Origin of the sequence: Halomonas citrativorans (assembly GCF_900163645.1) — a bacterium.
Lineage (GTDB): Bacteria > Pseudomonadota > Gammaproteobacteria > Pseudomonadales > Halomonadaceae > Vreelandella > Vreelandella citrativorans.
This window is the reverse complement of sequence record NZ_FUKM01000046.1, coordinates 110,136-128,231: the sequence shown is the minus strand read 5'-3', so window position 1 is coordinate 128,231 and position 18,096 is coordinate 110,136. Positions and strand designations below refer to the sequence as shown.

At 54.8% G+C, this 18,096-nt stretch carries 17 protein-coding genes; 7 read left to right on the top strand and 10 right to left on the bottom strand.

Annotated elements, in window-relative coordinates:
* Positions 1–13: 13 nt before the first annotated feature.
* A complete protein-coding gene (gene phnD, locus CZ787_RS10380; protein ID WP_087108859.1) occupies positions 14–895 on the bottom strand; it encodes a phosphate/phosphite/phosphonate ABC transporter substrate-binding protein in 882 nt (293 codons plus the stop codon).
* 337 nt (positions 896–1,232) lie between these two features.
* Between phnD and CZ787_RS10375 the strand changes: the two genes are divergently transcribed.
* Positions 1,233–2,879 carry a bifunctional metallophosphatase/5'-nucleotidase gene (locus CZ787_RS10375; RefSeq protein ID WP_087108857.1) on the top strand — a complete coding sequence of 549 codons (1,647 nt, stop codon included), beginning with the start codon at positions 1,233–1,235 and terminating at the stop codon, positions 2,877–2,879.
* 77 nt (positions 2,880–2,956) lie between these two features.
* On the opposite strand, the gene CZ787_RS10370 is transcribed toward CZ787_RS10375, so the two are convergent.
* The 7 genes from CZ787_RS10370 to ugpA all read right to left on the bottom strand — a co-directional run bounded on the left by CZ787_RS10370 (position 2,957) and on the right by ugpA (position 8,802).
* The gene (locus CZ787_RS10370; RefSeq protein ID WP_087108855.1) at positions 2,957–3,325 is read right to left on the bottom strand and encodes a DUF1428 domain-containing protein; all 369 of its coding nucleotides are present in this window, start codon (positions 3,323–3,325) and stop codon (positions 2,957–2,959) included.
* Positions 3,322–3,699, bottom strand: coding sequence for a YciI family protein (locus CZ787_RS10365; protein WP_087108853.1), 378 nt, complete (start codon positions 3,697–3,699; stop codon positions 3,322–3,324). Before CZ787_RS10365 ends, CZ787_RS10370 begins: the two co-directional genes overlap by 4 nt.
* Positions 3,696–4,538 (bottom strand): YciI family protein, encoded by an 843-nt coding sequence (locus tag CZ787_RS10360; protein WP_087108851.1) that lies wholly within the window; start codon positions 4,536–4,538, stop codon positions 3,696–3,698. Before CZ787_RS10360 ends, CZ787_RS10365 begins: the two co-directional genes overlap by 4 nt.
* Positions 4,539–4,643: 105 nt before the next feature.
* Positions 4,644–5,861 carry an RNA polymerase sigma factor gene (locus CZ787_RS10355; protein WP_087108849.1) on the bottom strand — a complete coding sequence of 406 codons (1,218 nt, stop codon included), beginning with the start codon at positions 5,859–5,861 and terminating at the stop codon, positions 4,644–4,646.
* 132 nt (positions 5,862–5,993) lie between these two features.
* Positions 5,994–7,049, bottom strand: a complete 1,056-nt coding sequence (locus tag CZ787_RS10350; RefSeq protein ID WP_087108847.1) for a sn-glycerol-3-phosphate import ATP-binding protein UgpC — start codon at positions 7,047–7,049, stop codon at positions 5,994–5,996.
* Between the two features lies 1 nt (position 7,050).
* The gene (gene ugpE, locus CZ787_RS10345; RefSeq protein WP_087108845.1) at positions 7,051–7,899 is read right to left on the bottom strand and encodes a sn-glycerol-3-phosphate ABC transporter permease UgpE; all 849 of its coding nucleotides are present in this window, start codon (positions 7,897–7,899) and stop codon (positions 7,051–7,053) included.
* Positions 7,900–7,917: 18 nt separating this feature from the next.
* Positions 7,918–8,802, bottom strand: a complete 885-nt coding sequence (gene ugpA, locus CZ787_RS10340; RefSeq protein ID WP_087108843.1) for a sn-glycerol-3-phosphate ABC transporter permease UgpA — start codon at positions 8,800–8,802, stop codon at positions 7,918–7,920.
* Between ugpA and CZ787_RS19095 the strand changes: the two genes are divergently transcribed.
* Positions 8,801–8,929, top strand: coding sequence for a hypothetical protein (locus CZ787_RS19095; RefSeq protein ID WP_254908609.1), 129 nt, complete (start codon positions 8,801–8,803; stop codon positions 8,927–8,929). The genes ugpA and CZ787_RS19095 overlap by 2 nt on opposite strands.
* Positions 8,930–8,963: 34 nt before the next feature.
* Here CZ787_RS19095 and ugpB read toward each other — a convergent pair whose 3' ends face one another.
* A complete protein-coding gene (ugpB, locus tag CZ787_RS10335) occupies positions 8,964–10,292 on the bottom strand; it encodes a sn-glycerol-3-phosphate ABC transporter substrate-binding protein UgpB (RefSeq protein ID WP_087108841.1) in 1,329 nt (442 codons plus the stop codon).
* A gap of 219 nt (positions 10,293–10,511) precedes the next feature.
* Here ugpB and argE point away from each other — a divergent pair, with 219 nt between their 5' ends.
* Positions 10,512–11,684 (top strand): acetylornithine deacetylase, encoded by a 1,173-nt coding sequence (argE, locus tag CZ787_RS10330; protein WP_087108839.1) that lies wholly within the window; start codon positions 10,512–10,514, stop codon positions 11,682–11,684.
* 109 nt (positions 11,685–11,793) lie between these two features.
* Here argE and CZ787_RS10325 read toward each other — a convergent pair whose 3' ends face one another.
* Positions 11,794–12,108, bottom strand: coding sequence for a hypothetical protein (locus CZ787_RS10325; RefSeq protein ID WP_087108837.1), 315 nt, complete (start codon positions 12,106–12,108; stop codon positions 11,794–11,796).
* Between the two features lie 185 nt (positions 12,109–12,293).
* On the opposite strand from CZ787_RS10325, the gene CZ787_RS10320 reads away from it, so the two are divergent.
* From CZ787_RS10320 to CZ787_RS10305, 4 genes are read left to right on the top strand one after another with little or no spacing between them, the layout of a single operon-like run.
* On the top strand, positions 12,294–12,767 hold the full coding sequence (locus CZ787_RS10320) for a YchJ family protein (protein ID WP_087108835.1): 474 nt from the start codon (positions 12,294–12,296) through the stop codon (positions 12,765–12,767).
* A gap of 36 nt (positions 12,768–12,803) precedes the next feature.
* On the top strand, positions 12,804–13,796 hold the full coding sequence (locus tag CZ787_RS10315; RefSeq protein ID WP_087108833.1) for a tripartite tricarboxylate transporter substrate binding protein: 993 nt from the start codon (positions 12,804–12,806) through the stop codon (positions 13,794–13,796).
* A gap of 37 nt (positions 13,797–13,833) precedes the next feature.
* A complete protein-coding gene (locus CZ787_RS19090; RefSeq protein WP_254908608.1) occupies positions 13,834–17,805 on the top strand; it encodes an EAL domain-containing protein in 3,972 nt (1,323 codons plus the stop codon).
* 9 nt (positions 17,806–17,814) lie between these two features.
* On the top strand, positions 17,815–18,093 hold the full coding sequence (locus CZ787_RS10305; RefSeq protein ID WP_087108829.1) for a GIY-YIG nuclease family protein: 279 nt from the start codon (positions 17,815–17,817) through the stop codon (positions 18,091–18,093).
* The last annotated feature ends 3 nt before the right edge of the window (positions 18,094–18,096 follow it).

Genomic DNA, 18,096 nt, shown 5'->3' with positions numbered 1-18,096 from the left:
GGATAACGAATCGTTAAAGGGGGATGCCCGCAGCTTCGTACGCTTGACGCACGACGTCGTAATCTTCATTGGTGCGGTCAAAGCCCAGTGATGAGTCTCGGTTTAAGAATTTGCCTTCGTTGCGCTCTGTGGCAATCAATGCACTCCACAGCGTATCGGCATTGGCATTTAGCGTGTCTCGCAGTGCTGTTTTACAGGCATCATCTAAAGAGCCCCGCATAACCACTGGGTCGCCAGGCAGTACATCGCTAGTGGCGATAACACGGTATTCGCCGTTAGGGTCCATTGCCTGAATCTCATCAATGTCGCGATTGCCGCCGCCCATAGCATCGACATCGCCATTGACCAGGGCGGCAATACGCGCGTCGCCGGCCATGATAATTTCCAGATCCCGGTTAATATCCAATCCGGCATCCACCAGCATTTGGCTTGGGAAAATATGCCCACTGGTAGAGCCAACATCCTTCAGCGCCACGCGGTGACCTGCTAAATCAGCAAGAGATTCGATATCGCTATCGGCGGGCACATAGAAGCTGCTGCCATAGTGCGGGCGCTCGATGGCGAACAGGATTTCAATATCGCTTTCGCGGTCGAACAACACGAATTCTGAAGGCCCGGCAAATACCAGATCCACATCGTCATACTGCAGCGCCGTACCCGCCGCCGTACGATTGCTTAGGCTAAACATTTTAAGCTCAAGGCCGGTCGTTTCCTCAAACGCCTCAGCGAAGGGGCCAAACGCTTCTGCCAGTGGCCCCATGCCTTCAATACCCGTATCGGCCATGCGCAGTGGGTTAGGGCAAATGCCGCTTAAATCTTCATTGGCATAGGTGGTGGCGGTTGTTGCCAGCGTTGCGGCGGTGGAGAGTGCAAGCGCGAGGAGTGACTTGTGCATTGTGAGCTTCCCAAGAGAGGAGATATCAGAGGCAACGCAGCTGTAGCTTGCCTAGCATGGAATGGTGGCTCCATAGAGTGGCAGCTGTTGATGACACTTAGGTGTAGCTAAGATGACGATCGTATCTCTATCTCATGACATGGTGGCTTGAACGGTGAGGGCTATTTAGTCTGCCTGTTGCCGTGAGTGAAATGAGGTAAAAGGCTATTTTTGTATCACTTAAGCTAAGGTAAATGAGTGCGCTGAAATGACATGCATAAGGACCGTCACCAATTTGTCAGGCTGTTAAGGCACGCTATTGTTTTGCTATAACGCTTATATAAAAGGAACCATGCTGATGCGTCTTATTCCTCACAGTATTGCGCTAGGGATAGCGGCGGGGCTGCTTACTACCTCGGCGTATGCTGCGCCCTATACGCTGACCATTTTTCATACCAATGACCTGCACGGGCGAACCGACCACTATCCTCAGCTCATCACCACGCTGGCCGAGGCGCGCGAGCGGTTCGGCGACGGCCTGCTGCTGGACGCTGGGGATATCTTTTCGGGTACGCTCTATTTCACTGAATACCAAGGGCAGGACGCCGTTGAGTTCATGAATTTGATGGGCTATGACGCTTTTGTGCCGGGGAACCATGAGTTCGACCTGGGCGACCCGGAAGAGGGGCATCAGGCCCTTGCCGCTTTCTTTGCTGCCGCAGACTTTCCTATTGTGGGCGCGAATCTGGACTTCTCTACCTCGCCCGAGTTTGCTGATCTATTAGGCGATTCGATCAGCGCTGGGCTCGAACATAAGCCTAAGCCTGGCCATCTTTACGATGGCATTGTGGTAGAGCAAGGTGGCGAGCGAATCGGCATCTTCGGGCTAAGCACGCAAGGCAGCGAGACCGTCTCCAGCCCCGGTAAGGTTACCATTGGCGATTACCGAACGGCCGCTGAGGCGATGGTGGCAGCGTTCGAAGCCCAAGGGGTCAACAAGATCGTCGCGCTTACTCACCTGGGTTACGACAGCGACCCGAGTATGGGCAATGACCTGCTGCTCGCCCAGCACGTGGAAGGAGTGGACGTGATCATCGGCGGGCACAGCCATACTCACTTGCAAGCCCCTGTTATGCTAACCGAAAACGACCGGGGCGAGCCGATAGCGCCCACCGTGACTGGTCAGGCAGGCGAGTACGGTCAGCATCTGGGCGTCATGCAGGTAACGTTCGATGATAATGGCAACGTACTGGAGGCCAACGGGGAGCTGCTTGCCACCGCAGAGCGCGAGCCAGACGCCGAAGCTGCCGCCCTCTTGGCGCCGTATACCGCGAAAATTGAAGAAGTACGCGATACGCGGGTGGGCGCTCGGGTGGTTTCAGCCCTGCCTAACCCCCGCCACGGCAATGGTGATGAACAAAGCGTACGTGCCGATGAAACAGCGCTTGGCAACCTGATTGCCGATGGTCAGCTTGCTGCCGCTCGCCGGGTGAACCCGGAAACCGTGCTGGCCATTCAAAATAGCGGCGGTATTCGTGAACCCATCGCCCAAGGTGATGTGAGTGTGGGTGAGCTGGTTGCCGTGCAGCCGTTTGGCAATCGGTTAGCGCTGGTGAGCGTGATGGGCGCGGAGCTTTTGGAAACGTTCGAAATCGGACTGGCAAATGCCCCGGATGAAAACGGCGGTTTCCTGCAGGTGTCGAACGGTACCGAGTTGGTATATGACAGCCGCCAACCCGTTGGTGAGCGTATTGTAAGCTTGAAGGTGACGCAGAATGGCACGTTGAAGCCGGTAGATCCTGAAAGTACCTACACCATCGCCACCAACCACTTCACCGCTGCCGGTGGCGACAGCCATACGGCGCTAGAAGCCGCCTATGAGGATGAGCGCAGCACCATTGTTGGCAATACCGACTGGGAGATGTTGCGCGACTATATGGTATCGGTTGGCGAAGTGGAGTATCAGGTCGAAGGGCGCATCACGGACCAGACTCGCCAACATTAAACGTGGATGACGGGCCGTCCGGACGTTACGTAGAGGCGGCCCTTATTCAGAGTCATGAAAGCCACGCAGAAGCCTAGTCACTCATCGATAAGCGTGGCAAAACTACCGAATATCGCCCGCTTGCCATCAAACGGCATGGGGTTGATATCCGGCTGTAAGCGCGGGTCCTTCATGACCTTGGGCATCGCCTCATCATGCACGGCGCGGGATGGCCATTCGATCCACGAGAAGATAATGGTTTCATTATCCTTGCGCTGAACAGCCATGGAGTAAGAGGTGACTTCCCCTTCGGGGATATCCTCGCCCCAGCACTCTACTACCCGCAGCGCGCCATGCTCTTTGAAAACTTCGGCAGCAACACGGGCGTGCTCTATGAATATTTCTTTATTAGCCGTGGGCACGGCCGCGACGAAACCATCAATATAGCGTTGAGTGGTGGTGCTCATGATGCTTCTCCAGTCTGGGCTTTGGGCGGGAGTTCTCGAATGGGACGTACTTCAATGCTGCCGAGTCTCGCGGGTGGGATGCGGCTGGCTAGCTGTAGCGCCTCGTTTAAATCACGCGCTTCGAGTAGGTAAAAACCGGCCAGCTGTTCTTTGGTTTCCGCAAACGGACCGTCGGTAATCACTGTCTCGCCATTGCGTACACGCACCGTGGTAGCGGTGTCTATTGGCTGCAGCGCTTCACCGGCCAGGTAACTTCCTTGAGCACTCAATCGCTCTACCCCCGCGATGCACTCCTGATTAAGGTCATGCCACTCCTGGTCGCTCATGGCACTAATAAGTTGTTCCTGGTAATACACTAAGGCCGCATATTTCATGGCGTCTCTCCTTCAGTAGAAAGGCAACTATCCGCCGACACATTGATCATCCACTGCACGCCAAAGCGGTCAGTGGCCATGCCAAACCCGGCAGACCAGAATGTTGGTTCAAAAGGCATGATCACCTCTCCGCCTTCGGAAAGTCGTGTAAAGGTTAGGGAGGCTTGCTCGATCTCCTGATACTCCAGCTGGATCTGCGCGCCTTGTGGTGGCATGTACTGTTCAGGCGCCATGTCGGCGCCCATCAAGCGACGACCGCGTAGGTTCAGCGAGGCGTGGATGATGCGGTCATGCAGGGAAGGTGGTACATGTTCCGCCGCAGGGGTTTCTGCGTAAGTCAGCAAGCACTCTATGTGGCCGCCGAGCACGTCGGCATAGAACTGCATGGCTTCCCGGCAGGTGCCAGGAAAGCCGACATACACATTCATGGCATCCGGTACACGGGCATGGTCGGTATGCTTATCCAGGCCTGCGCCGGGCTCAAACTCCTCAAGTGTAAAGTAGCGCCTTAGCTCAAGGAGTACGTTGCCGTCGGCATCCAGCGTTGGCCACTGTTGTGCCCACTCCAGAGCGGCGTCAAGTGAAGGTGCCTCCAGCACGCTATAACCAGCGATACGTTCACTGGCAGGAGCCAGAGGGCCGGGGAGGATAGTGGGAGTGCCGTTATTGAACTGGATCAGGCAGCCATCGCTTGTCGGATGTAAGCCGTTGCCGCTTATGAGTACGCCTGCTTGCATCATGCGCTCGTTGTAATCAGCCATGGCGGCAAGCATTTCCTGGGATGGCATAACGCCATTTTCGGTGGCCGCATCGGCACGCCGTATCAGCATGAATTTCATTGAGAGTCTCTTTTATTGTGGTGGATACTCTCTAGACGTCTGGCGTGTCCGCAAATCGACAGGCCTGCAGATTATTTTTTTATAACGATGTTTTTATAACGATGCTTAAAGTTCGGCTAATTTACTAAGCAAAAAGCGTTTCTCTGGATCCTGAGAGGTTAATGTCAGGGCCTTTTGGTAAGCATCGCGCGCTGCGTCATTGTTGCCTTGCCGACGTAGCAAATCCGCTTGTGCCGCATACAATAAATAGTAGCGAGAGAGTTGAGGGTGATGAGACAGCTCATTAAGCAGGCTCAATCCGGTTGCTGGGGAATCATGCATGGCAACGGCCACCGCGCGATTCAAGGTCAGGACAGGCGATGGGTAATGGCGGCATAAAGCGTCATACAGCCTAACAATTCGTGCCCAGTCGGTTTGCCCGGGGTCATGGGCTTGAGCGTGTACGGCGGCAATAGAGGCTTGAAGGGTATAAAAACCAACAGGGGTAAGGGCGAGTGCCTGTTCGAGCCACTCCATACCTGTGTGAATTTCCTTCTGGTGCCATAAGCGCCTATTTTGCGCTTCCAGTGTGACCAGACCGCCTTGTTTATCCTGGCGGGCATCCCGGCGGGCGTTAGTGAGCAGCATGAGTGCCAGTAGCCCAAACACCTCACCCTGGGGTAGCAACGCTGCCAGTTCCTCGCCAAGACGTAGCGCCTCGCGGGTCAGGCTGATATCGACCACCGCCGTGCCGCTACTGCTTGAATAACCTTCATTGAAAACCAGGTAAATAATCTGGAGTACGTCCGGCAAACGCTCGGGCAATGTGTCTGGCGCAGGTACCGCATAGGGAATATGCGCATCGCGAATCTTGCGTTTTGCTCGTACGATGCGCTGTGCCACGGTTGAAGGTTTCATCAGTAGGGCACGGGCGACTTGCTCAGTGGTTAGCCCGCACATCTCACGTAGTGTTAGCGCAAGGCGTGCTTCTATGCTCAAGCTTGGGTGGCAGCAGGTAAACAGCAGCCGCAGTGAGTCATCTGCGATAGCGACATCGTCGAATTCCCAGGTTTCTTCTATCGGTAATAGCAAGTGTGCCCGGCGGCGTGCTGTACTGCGTCGACGAATTTGATCGATTCCGCAGTGATAGCCGGTGCGAATCAGCCACGCCTGAGGGTTATCGGGGGAGCCTTTGGCAGGCCACTGTTGAGCCGCGGCGACAAAGGCATCTTGCATGGCTTCCTCAGCAAGCTCGAAATCGCCCAGCAGACGGATCAGGGTGGCCTGAACACGTCTGGCATGAGTACGATAAAGGGTGTCGAGTAAGGAGGGGGGAGCACGCATGGTAGAAGACCCATTCGCATCTATAGGGGCGCCAAAGTGGATAAGAGTCAATAATGCTTTCTCAAAACTAGCCTATAGCGCCCCTTTTTACTTGCTCTTTTTCTACTGGCTGTTGTTTTCGTAAAAGGCGAGTCAATCCCCCGTGCGCTGGCCGGTTACACTGTTAAACGGGTGCAGCGCTTCGCGGGTGACATAGAAGCGTAGCGTTTCGCCTTCGTTGACCGGCGGCTGGCCGCTTACCCGAATCACGGTAGGCTGGTCGCTGTCGGCGAGCCGCACGTAAAGATGGCTTTCGGCGCCGGCGGCTTCAAAAAGCTCAAGCGTCGAATCGACCACCAGGTGTGGAGCATCGGGTGGCGATAGGCGCATATCGTCTGGGCGAATGCCTACTGTGTCGGTATCGGTGGGAAGATCGTTTAGCAGGTCATGGGTGCCGCGCGTTTGCAGGTATTCAAGCGGCACCATATTCATTGCAGGTGAGCCGATAAAGCCTGCTACAAACATCGATGCAGGGCGCGCGTAGATCTCCATGGGCGTGCCCACTTGCTCTATTTTGCCAGCGCTAAGCACCACCAAACGGTCGCCTAGCGTCATCGCTTCTAACTGGTCGTGGGTCACGTAGAGGCTGGTGGTCTTCAAGCGGCGCTGAAGCTGTTTGATCTCCACACGCATCTGCACGCGTAGCTTGGCGTCCAGGTTGGAGAGTGGCTCGTCGAACAGGAAGGCCGCGGGCTCGCGCACCAATGCCCGGCCCATGGCGACGCGCTGGCGCTGACCGCCGGAGAGCTTGCGCGGTTTGCGCTCCAGATACTCTTCGATTTCAAGCATCTTGGCTGCTTTACGTACCCGTTCTTCGATCTCGGGCTTTTTAAAGCCACGGTTTTTCAACCCGTAAGCGAGGTTGTTGTATACCGTCATATGCGGATAGAGCGCGTAGTTCTGAAACACCATGGCGATATCGCGCTCGGCGGGTTCGAGATTGTTGACCACTCGATCACCAATCTTGAGCGTACCGTCGGTAATCGTTTCAAGCCCGGCTACCATACGTAACAGCGTGGATTTACCGCAGCCCGAAGGCCCTACCAGCACCACAAACTCACCGTCTTCAATCGCAAGATCGACGCCTTTCACTGCCTGAACATCGCCAGCGTAGGTCTTTCTAAGCCCTTCCAAGGTAATACTGGCCATCTTATTTCTCCGTCTCGGTCAGGCCTTTCACGAACAGTTTTTGCATAAACAGCACCACTAATACCGGCGGCAGCATGGCAAGCGTGACGGTCGCCATAATGAGGTTCCAGGCGGGTACGCGGTCGGACGAGGCCATCAGGCGCTTGATGCCCAGCACGATGGTGTAGAAGTCTTCGTCGGTGGTGACCAGCAGTGGCCACAGGTACTGCACCCAGCCGTAAATAAACATGATCACGAAGAGAGCGGCGATATTGGTGATTGATACCGGCAGCAATATGTCCTTGAAGAACTTCATCGGCCCGGCGCCATCTACCCGGCTGGCTTCCATCAGCTCTTCGGGCACGGTCATGAAAAACTGACGGAACAGGAAGGTCGCGGTCGCCGAGGCAATCAGCGGAAGCGTAAGCCCTGCATAGGAGTTCAGCATGCCCAGATTGGCCACAACGGCGTAGGTGGGGATGATACGAACTTCGACCGGTAGCATCAGGGTGATGAAAATGATCCAGAACGCCAGCATGCGAAACGGGAAGCGGAAATAGACAATCGCAAAGGCGGAAAGAATCGAAATGGCGATCTTACCGATCGCGATTGTCAGCGCCATGATCAGCGAGTTACCCAGCATCAGCCAGACCGGCGGCGTGCCGCCTACCTGCCAACCGGAGCTGAGCATCTGTCGGTAGGATTCAAACATGTTGTCGCCGGGAAGCAGCGGCAGCACTCCACGCACGAAGGCGCTGGATTCGTGGGTTGAGGCGATAAAGGCCACGTATACCGGAAATGCCACCACCAATACGCCTGCGATAAGCACCAGGTGGGTCAGAATATTTAGAAAGGGTCTGTTTTCAACCATGTTTACTTCCTTAACGCACTAGTAGTTGACCCGGCGTTCCACGTATCGGAACTGGATAAACGTCAAGATAATCACGATGCCCATCAACATGACCGACTGGGCGGATGAGGAGCCTATATTCAGTCCCGCTACGCCATCGGTGTAGACCTTGTAGACCAATGTCATGGTGGCTTGGCCAGGTCCGCCAGCGGTGGTGGCATCGATCACCCCGAAGGTGTCGAACATCACGTAGTTGATGTTGATGATCAGTAGGAAGAAGGTGGTGGGCGATAGAAGCGGGAGCACGATGGTCCAAAAGCGCTTAAAGGGGCCCGCGCCATCAATGGCTGCTGCCTCCATGAGCGACTGCGGAACCGACTGCAGCCCTGCCAGGAAAAACAAAAAGTTATAGGAGATCTGCTTCCAAGCGGCGGCAATGGTGATCAAAATCATTGCTTGAGTGCCCGAAACGCGGTGATTCCAGCTGATACCGAACCAGTCGAGCAGATGCGGCAGGAGGCCGATGGTGGGGTTGAACAGAAACCACCACAATACACCTGCTACCACTGGGGCGACGGCGTAGGGCCATACCAGAAGCGTGGTGTAGAACTTGGCGCTCTTCAGCACACGGTTGACGCAAACGGCCAGTAAAAGCGCCAGGCTCATGGAAAGCACCGTCACCGAGACGGAAAAAATCGCGGTGCGCCCCAGCGCGTTCAGGTAGCTGGGGTCGGCCAGAACGCGTGCATAGTTCTCCAGACCGACAAACGTTGTTTTAAAGCCGAATGCATCGGTGCGCTCGAAGCTCGATTTAACCGCCTGGCTTGCCGGCCAGATAAAAAACACCAGCGTAATCGCCAACTGCGGCGCTAACAGTAAGAAAGGGAGCCACCGGTTTTGATAGGTGGAACGTTTGGTCTGCATGACACATCCTGTCGTACGGGCGTTGGTGCGGCTGGCCGCTGTGCTCAGCTGCCAGGAAGTAAGCCATCCCATAGGCCCCGGTGACTTGGGCGTATGGGATGGCTCCTATAACAAACCCCGGCTATAAAAGCCGGGGTTTGTTGACAAGTAACGAGAAGCGCTTAGTTATTGGCTGCCTCAAAGTCGCGCAGGATCTGATTGCCGCGGCTTGCCGCGTCATCCAGGGCCTGCTGGCCGCTCTTGTTGCCCGCCAGCACGGCTTGGAACTCTTCATCCAGAACCATGCGCACTTGGGGGTAGTTACCAAAGCGCAGGCCTTTGGAGTTTTCCGTCGGCTCGTTCAAGTTGATCTGCTCAATAGCGATATCCGCGCCTGGGTTCTCATCGTAGTAACCCTGCTCTTGGCTCAGCTCATAAGCGGCAGTGGTAATCGGCAGGTAGCCGGTGCCCTGGTGCCACTCGGCCTGAACGTCAGGCAAGGAGAGGTACTCAAGGAATTCAGCAACGCCGGTGTACTCGTCGTCTTCATGGCCGGAAAGCACCCACAGAGTCGCGCCGCCGATGATTGAGTTTTGCGGTGCACCGTCTACGTCGTCGTAGTAGGGCAGCATGCCAAAGCCTACGTCGAAGTCGGAGTTAGCCAACACATCGGCGCGTGATGCTGACGAGTTCATGTACATCGCGCAGTCGCTGGAATAGAACGAAGGTGCCGCGTCCGGGCCGTTTGCTGGGCCTGCGTAGCTGTAGACGCCGCTATCCGACCACTCTTTCAACTGATCCCAAAAGCGCGCCTGTACGTCGCCGTTAAAGGCAAACTCGGTATCCATCCCGCCGAAGCCGTTTTCCTGGGTGCCGATGGACTGATTGTGCAGCGCTGAGAAGTTCTCAAGGCCGACCCAGTTGGCCGCATAGGCCATGGTGAAGCCGCAAGAGGCTGCGCCTTCATCGACAATCTGTTGGCCCATCTCGCCCATCTCAGCCCACGTAGTAGGCGGTGATTCAGGGTCGAGGCCAGCCGCTTCAAAAATGGTTTTGTTGTAGTAAAGGATTGGCGTGGACGAGTTGAACGGCATGGAGAGCATATTGCCGTTGGTGTCGGTGTAATAACCGGTTACCACAGGCAGATAATCAGCCGGGTCAAAGGTGTTGCCGTGCTCTTCCATCAGCTCAAATACCGGATAGATAGCGCCTTGGGCGGCCATCATGGTGCCGGTGCCCACTTCGTAAATTTGTACGATGTGAGGCTGCTCGCCTGCGCGGAAAGCGGCAATGGTGTTAACCATGGTTTGTTCGTACTCACCCCGGTAGGAGGGCGTAACACGGTACTCATCCTGAGTGGCATTGAAGTCTTCGGCAAGCGCGCTCAAGCGCTCGCCCAGCTCGCCGCCCATGGAGTGCCACCAGGTGATCTCGGTAGCGGCGTGGGCGGAAACACTCAGCGTAGCCGCGGTGATACCGGTAGATAACGCGCGTAACATAAAACGAGACATGTAAGCTCCTTTTGGGCCTGGCGCGAGCCAGGTGGCACAATGCGTTTTTTAAGATTTGTGGGTGCACTGAACAATAATGAGTGTAGATGACATTTTGATGAATGCTAACTGGACCAAGGTTTTATAAAGGCTTTGGGTTTTATCCAAGGGCGTTGGTAGTAGGCGCTCTGCGAGGGCGATGATAGGGTTGAGACAATGTGCATAACCAATGAGAGTCGTATGAGTGACGCAATAGCGCTATTAACCAAACTGGTCTCTTTCGATACTACCTCCCGTGGCTCTAACCTGGCGCTGATCGAGTTTGTCGAAGCTTATCTTGAAGAGTACGGCGTCGCCTCCGAACGGGTGATGAGCCCCTGCGGCACCAAGGCGAACTTGATTGCCCGTATAGGCCCTGACGCGCCGGGTGGGGTGATGCTCTCCGGCCATACCGATGTGGTGCCGGTGGAAGGCCAGCCTTGGTCGACAGATCCTTTCGCCCTGCATGACGGCCAGGACGGTAAGCTTTACGGGCGTGGCACCTGTGATATGAAAGGCTTCATTGCCTGCGCTCTTGCCATGGTGCCCACGTGGGTGAAGGCGTCCTTGCAGCAGCCGGTCTATTTTGGTTTTTCCTATGACGAGGAGGTTGGCTGTGTCGGTGCGCCTGCGCTGATCAAGCGCTTCTACGAGCACTACTCAACCACCGCGCATGTCATTGTCGGTGAGCCGACCAGCATGCAGCCCGTCGTGGCCCAGAAGGGCGCCACCAATCTGCGTACCACCGTCGTAGGGCGCGAAGCGCACAGCAGCCAGGTCAATCAGGGCACTTCGGCCATACATGTAGCAGCACGCTTGGTTACCTTTATCGAAGACACCATGGCGGCGTTGGTGAAAGAGGGCAAAGTGGATGAGGCGTTCAACGTACCCCACACCAGCCTCCACGTTGGCAAGATCAAGGGCGGTACGGCGATCAATATCATGGCGCGTGAGTGTCAGTTCGAGTGGGAAATACGCCACCTGCCCACCGAGACGTTTGATGAGGTATTCGCTCGTTTTGAAGCGTATGCCGATACGTTAAGTGCCGAGCTAAGGGCGCGTGGCAAGGACGTACAGATTGTGACCGAGCCGCTGAATGTAACGGTGCCAGGCCTGGCCGACCGAGATAACCACGCCGTACTGAGCTTGGCTAAAGACCACCTGCCCGATACCTGCTGCAATCACGCAGTGGCCTACGCCACCGAGGCGGGGCAGTTTCAAGGCCAAGGGTTGCAAACGATTATTCTGGGCCCGGGCAGTATCGCTCAAGCGCATCAGCCGGATGAGTATATTGAGAAAAGCGAACTTGAGGCGTGCCTGGCGTTTATGGGCCGTTTGGGAGACGCGCTACACCAACCCTATCACGCTGATTAGACAAGCACTTGGAAACGTCGTGGGGAAAGGTAGCTGGGAACGTGTTTGAAAACGGTGTGAATGGACGCATTTCAACCCACCCGCTCAACGGGTGGGAGCCTCCTCCACGTTAATGATGCTGGTGGTTCTGCTCGAAAAGCTCGGCTTTGGCATTGCGCATTACATCTTCACACGCCTGCTGGTGCGCCAGTTGGGTCAATAGCTGCTGGGTGACTTCAAACCCTTTGCCAAGGCAGGTATCTACCTCCTCACGGCTTACCTGAGGGGTCACATTGCAATTAACCTTAAACGTACGACCAACACCGTCCAAACGGTCGGCTATCGCGCGCAGTCGCCAGGCGACTCGCTCTTTCCAGTTAGCTGATTCTTCTGCGCCTTCGTTTACGCTAAACGTGCACTGCCATTCGGGTTTGTAGACCTTCATGAGAACCTCCGCTGCATTTGGAAAGAATATTGGGTCGTGTTTCGTACTCCGTAAGCCAAAAAAATCTTGCTCAGCCACTATACGCTTAACATGAGGCCAAAATCGAACTAAAACATAGGCCATGTGTAGGACGGTTTTAAGGATTATCGGTTAGGCTTAAGTGACCGTGATATATGAGCCTTTCTATGATGTCTCTAATTGAAAAAAGTTGCCCTTGCGGTACAGGATTGTCGACTGACGTATGCTGTGGCCGTTACCACGATGGCGCGCCAGCCCCTACCCCGGAAGCGCTAATGCGCTCTCGCTACAGTGCCTTTGCGCTGAATCTATGCGACTACGTGCTTGCCACTTGGCACGTGAGCACTCGCCCGGAAGCGCTATCACCGGACCTTAACACCGAGTGGAAATCTCTCATCATTGTTAAAGCAGCATCTGAAGAGACGCCCTCCAACGCCGATAAAGGCTATGTTCACTTTCGCGCTTATTTCAAAGAGCGTGGCCGCTGGCACATGCTTGAAGAAAACTCGCGTTTCGTGTTTGAGCAGAGCCGGTGGTGGTACGTGGATGGGACGCCAGAGGTCGTGCGTCTCAAGCCGCGGCGTAACGACCCCTGCTTTTGTGGTAGCGGCCGAAAATTAAAGCTATGTTGCAAAGAGTAGCTATGCGTTAACTAATAAAAACGAGGGGTTGATGTCATGGCGTATAGTGGCAGGGGACTAGCTCGCTATTGCATCACATTAGGGTTTGTCAGTGGGTTGTTATTGTGGGGAACGGCGCTCGCATTTGCTGAAAATCGGTACCCGGATAGAGAAATTACCGTTGTCATTCCCTTTGGTTTAGGAGGGGCAACCGATGTGTTGTTTCGGGATATTTTTGGCACGGCACAAATTTATCTAGACCAGCCTGTGCTTGTGGTTAATATGCCCGGTCGTGAAGCCATGTGGGGCGCTCAGTATGTCAAAAATGCCTCGCCCGACGGTTATACGTTGCTCGGTAGTCATCAAACGATTGATCTTTCATACCTGGCAGGGCTCGCTTCGTTTTCCCACGCTGACTTTGCGCCGGTGTCACTGCTGGTTCGCACGATTAATATTCCCGCCACGTATGCAGGGCATGCGGCTCAACAAGCCAGTGATATTGACGCGTTAGTGCAGACTTCCTCAGCCCCGCTCAAGTTTGGCGTTATCGCTAACTCCACCGACCACTTGTTCTGGCTGCAGTTTTTTGAACAAAGCGGTATCTCGCTCTCGGATGTACAGTTGGTTCATTTTCCTGATACGGCCTCTGAGGTAGAAGCTTTGGTGGCTAGAGAAATTGATTTCGCCATGCTTAATCTGCCCTCGGCGGGCACTCTTTTTGTCTCGGGTGCCTTGGTGCCACTGGCCGTAGCGGGGAGTGAGCGACTCTCTGGGTTGCCTGACGTTCTTACGCTTCGTGAGCAGGGAATTGATCTGGTCCATACGAGCGACCGAGGTGTGTTTGCGCCTGCAGGAACATCGCCGGGAGAGCTTGCCGTTTTGAACGATGCATTAGCTTACGCGCTTGCCAGCGAGCCATTACGTCATCGGATTACACATGAGTATGGCTCATTAATTGATTATCGGTCGCTGAGCACTTATCGCGACTATTTGGATGAGCAATTTAATGAGCTGGTATCACTCACAGAACGGGTACACTTTGGACGATGAAAGATATCAATGCCAAGGCCTGATGGGGCGTAGAATCATGCGGATAAATACGCGCCAATTGGCGTTGGAAACCCTGCTACTTATGATATCGGCAACCCTCGTTTGCATGGGAGTCGTCGGGGTAGTGGTAGGTCTCAGTGTGCCGACACGGCCATTTTTTGCAACGCTAGTGCCGGATGGAGCACTGATCACTCTGCTGGTCGGTATGGCGCTGCTGGCGACGCTCCAGGGATGGAAAAAAACAAAAGTTATCAGCATTTTATCTCTGTTTTCGGTCATCACTTACACCTTGGTACATAATAGCCTGGAAGGCGGCCGAGGCGACTCATGGCTCAGCAATGGGCCGCGTATCACCAGCTTGTCGGCAGGCTTTTTTTTAATGATTGGGGTGTGCTTTTGGGTGGGGCTTTCTACCGCATGGCGGCGCTGGTTATGGATAGCCGGTGGGCTGAGCCTGTGGGGGCTTGCCCTTTTTGTGATTGGAACGCTATGGCTTGCGCTAAGCGGTGCTTCTCCTCTCTTTTCATCGTCGCCCATGACCGCATTGGTCATTATCTGCTTTTTAGGTACCGCCATGCTGGCAGCAGGCTTACGGGGTAAGCCGCAACGTCTAAATCCAGGCCGGGTGACCGTCGTCGCCTCGCTATGGGGCGTTACGATCAGTTGTTTTATCTGGCTATTGTTAAACGCCTATCAACAAACGTCGCTGCAACAGCAAGCCGCCTATCTATTGGATAACGTTCAACTCAATATCGAGCGGGCAACACAAGACCGCTTGCGATTAATGCAACGAATGGCGGAGCGGCTGAACGCCATGGGCACAGACTGGGATGTGAACCTGCTGGATAATGACGCACAACACTACCTGCGGGACATCCCCAGTATTAGCGCCATTGCGATAGTTGATCAGCAGCAGTTGTCCTGGGAGTGGGGAGTGGGGCGGACGGTTGAAATGGAGCGATGGCTACATCAGCAGTTGGCGGAAGAGCAAACACGTGCCTGGATGCAAATTCCGCTTGGTCGTCCAAGGATGTTGATGACGGATACCAGCCGACCCCACGAAGCAATATTTGTTATCCCGGTTCCCGCTAACAATCATTACCTATTCGCCAGTTTTAACCTGGCCACCATGTTGGAAAACGAGTTGCGCCTTGAGGTGGGCCCTTTCCAGGTGAGAGTGAATCGTGATGACATGCCGCTGATGAAGCTACACCCCGCTGGTTTTGCTGCCGACCGTATGGAAACGCCAGAGCTCGCGCTGGCGTCACGCTATATCGGCTTGCCCGGCGGCATTAACCTGGCGCTTTATGCCTACCCAGGTAACCAGTACAACTGGCATCAATTGAACCTGCTGTCGTTTGCGGTTGCGTTAGGCAGCTTGCTGCTTAGTGGTTTGTTGGCTTTTAGTCTTGGCGTTGTGAGCGTCAGTGTTTCTCGTGCCCGCGAGCTTGCTCAGACGCGTCAGTCATTGGAAGACCAGCAGGCGATTCAGCACATGATTGCCCAAGAGCGGCCCCTAAAGGAAACGCTGGAAAGTCTGTGTCTTATGTTGGAGCGCGAGTTACCTTCGGCACTCTGTTCTGTCATGTTGGCTAACGATACAGGTACTCACCTGGAATTCATCGCGGGAGACCGGCTGCCCGCCGCCTACCGCAGCGCGATACAACGCATTTTGATCAGCGCGAATAATGGCGCTTGTGGTAGTGCCGCCTACCAGGGGGCAACGGTGATATGCGCTAATATTGCCGAGGACGAGCGCTGGCGGGGCTATCATGGCGTTTCCAAACAGGCCGGGCTTGCCTCCTGTTGGTCGAGCCCTGTCTACGGTGGCGAGGGCCAACTAGTAGGCACTATTGCGGTTTACTACCCAAAGCCCAGCACCCCAGGCAGTGCCGATACGGTGCGAATTGAAAAAGCGGCGGGCTTGATGGCGCTGGCTGTTGAGCGTTTTCAGGTGCGGAGCTCATTGGAGGAGAGCGAACAGCGCTATCGCTCATTGTTTACCCATCATCCTGATGCGGTATTTACCCTGGATGAGGCGGGCTGCTTTGTAACGGCCAATGCCACCTGCGCGTCGCTGACCGGTTACTCCGTTGAGGAAATGCTCGGCAAGCCGTTCACCTTTTTTATTGCTGAACAGGATGTGACGCGCGTAGAGGCCTATATCGAAACGGCCCTGCAAGGGGGGATTGACCGATATGAACTCAATCTGAAAGACCGCGCGGGTCGTTTGCATCAATTGGATATTATTCACCTGCCGATGGTGGTGCATAACACCGTGCAAGGGGTGCATGCCATTGCTCAGGAGGTGACGGCTGCCCGTCAACAGGAGTCTCGCTTGCGTATCCTGGAGCGCAGTGTGGAAGCCAGCGTTAACGGAATTGTGATCGCCGATGCTGGACAGCCTGATTTGCCCATTGTTTATGCCAATAAAGCGTTTACGTTAATAACGGGATATCGCCAGGAGGAAATCATTGGTAAAAACTGTCGCCTGCTTCAGGGGCCTGGCAGCGACCCGGTGGTTATCCAACGCATTCGTGCTTGTATTAATGAGCAGAAAGACGTCAACGTCACTATCTGCAATTACCGCAAAGATGGCACGCTATTCTGGAATGATCTGTATATAGCGCCGGTACGCGACCAGGACGATCAGGTAACGCACTTTGTAGGCGTGCAGCAAGATATTTCCGAGCATAAAGCGTACGAGGCGCGTTTGGCTCACAATGCTTCACATGATGACCTGACCCGCCTGCCTAACCGTACATTCTTTGAGGAAATGCTGTTAAAGCAGTTTTCCAGGCTGGGTAAGGATAAAAAGCGCCTGGCCGTGCTGTTTGTGGATCTGGATGATTTCAAGCCCATTAACGACAACTTGGGGCATGCAGTGGGTGATCAGGTGTTGGTCGAAGTCGCCCGTAGGCTTATCAATGCGGTCAGGCCTGAGGATACGGTTGCCCGTATGGGCGGGGATGAGTTCGTTATTCTGCAAACGGCGATTAACGACGAGTCTGACGTTGTTGATTTGGTGGAGCGGTTGCTGCCTATGTTAGCGCGCCCTTACCGTATTGAATCCCAAGAGCTTTACCTGACCGCGAGTATCGGTATCGCGATGAGCCAGCCAGATACACTTCAGCCACAAACGCTGATTCAACAAGCCGATATGGCGATGTACAAGGCCAAGCAGCAAGGGCGTAATGCCTACGAGTGGTTTACCCACGCGTTTACCGATACGGTTAGCGAGCGCATGGTGCTGCGTAATGATCTCCAGGAAGCCATTGAGCGCGAAGAGTTCGCACTGCATTACCAGCCGTTAATGAATCGGGAAGGAAAGCTTGCCGGTGTAGAAGCGCTACTGCGTTGGGAGCATCCGGACAAAGGCTTTATCTCTCCCGCGCGGTTTATTCCGCTGGCAGAAACCACCGGGCAAATTATTCCGATCAGTGAGTGGGCACTCCAACGTGCTTGCCAGGATATGCAGTCACTGGCGCAACAAGGGCTGGGTAAAATACGTGTGGCGGTTAACCTTTCACCGCTCCAGTTCCAGCGCTCCAATTTTCTTGCCACGCTGCGCCAAACCCTGCTAACCACCGGCCTACCGGCTGAACAGCTGAGTCTGGAACTGACCGAAGGTATTTTGACGGATAACGCTGAAGGCGCGATCGATACGCTGCATGCCCTGCGCAGTATGCATATTGGCGTGTCGATTGATGATTTTGGTACGGGCTATTCAAGCCTTAGTTATCTTAAGGACCTGCCTATTAGCACGGTGAAAATTGACCGCAGCTTTATTAATGAACTCACCAATAGCTACGATGATGCGGCGATTGTGCAAGGGATTATCTCCATGGCTCACCACTTGGGGCTCAAGGTCGTGGCTGAAGGAGTGGAGACCGAAGAGCAGTATCAGCGCCTGCTGGGCTATCAGTGTGATATTTTCCAAGGCTATCTGTTGGCCAAGCCGATGCCATTGGAGGCCCTGGAAACCTTTATTGCTCATTTATCCCCCTAAGGAGCTGGGATGTCGTTACCCTCAACCCCTTGGTATGTTTACTTATTAGAGTGTCGGCGCGGTACTTATGTGGGCATCACCAACAATATCGCCAAACGTTATCGCGCCCACTGTGCGGGCAAAGGGGCGCGTTATACCCGTGCTAACCCACCGGTTGCTCTGCTGGGCGCCCAGCCGTTTGAAGATAGGGCCGCCGCCAGCCGGGCGGAGTATCAGTTGAAACAGCAAACCTCTGTTCAAAAACGTCATTGGGCAACGCGCTGGCCGCTTTCGATAGAAGTGGATTAAGCT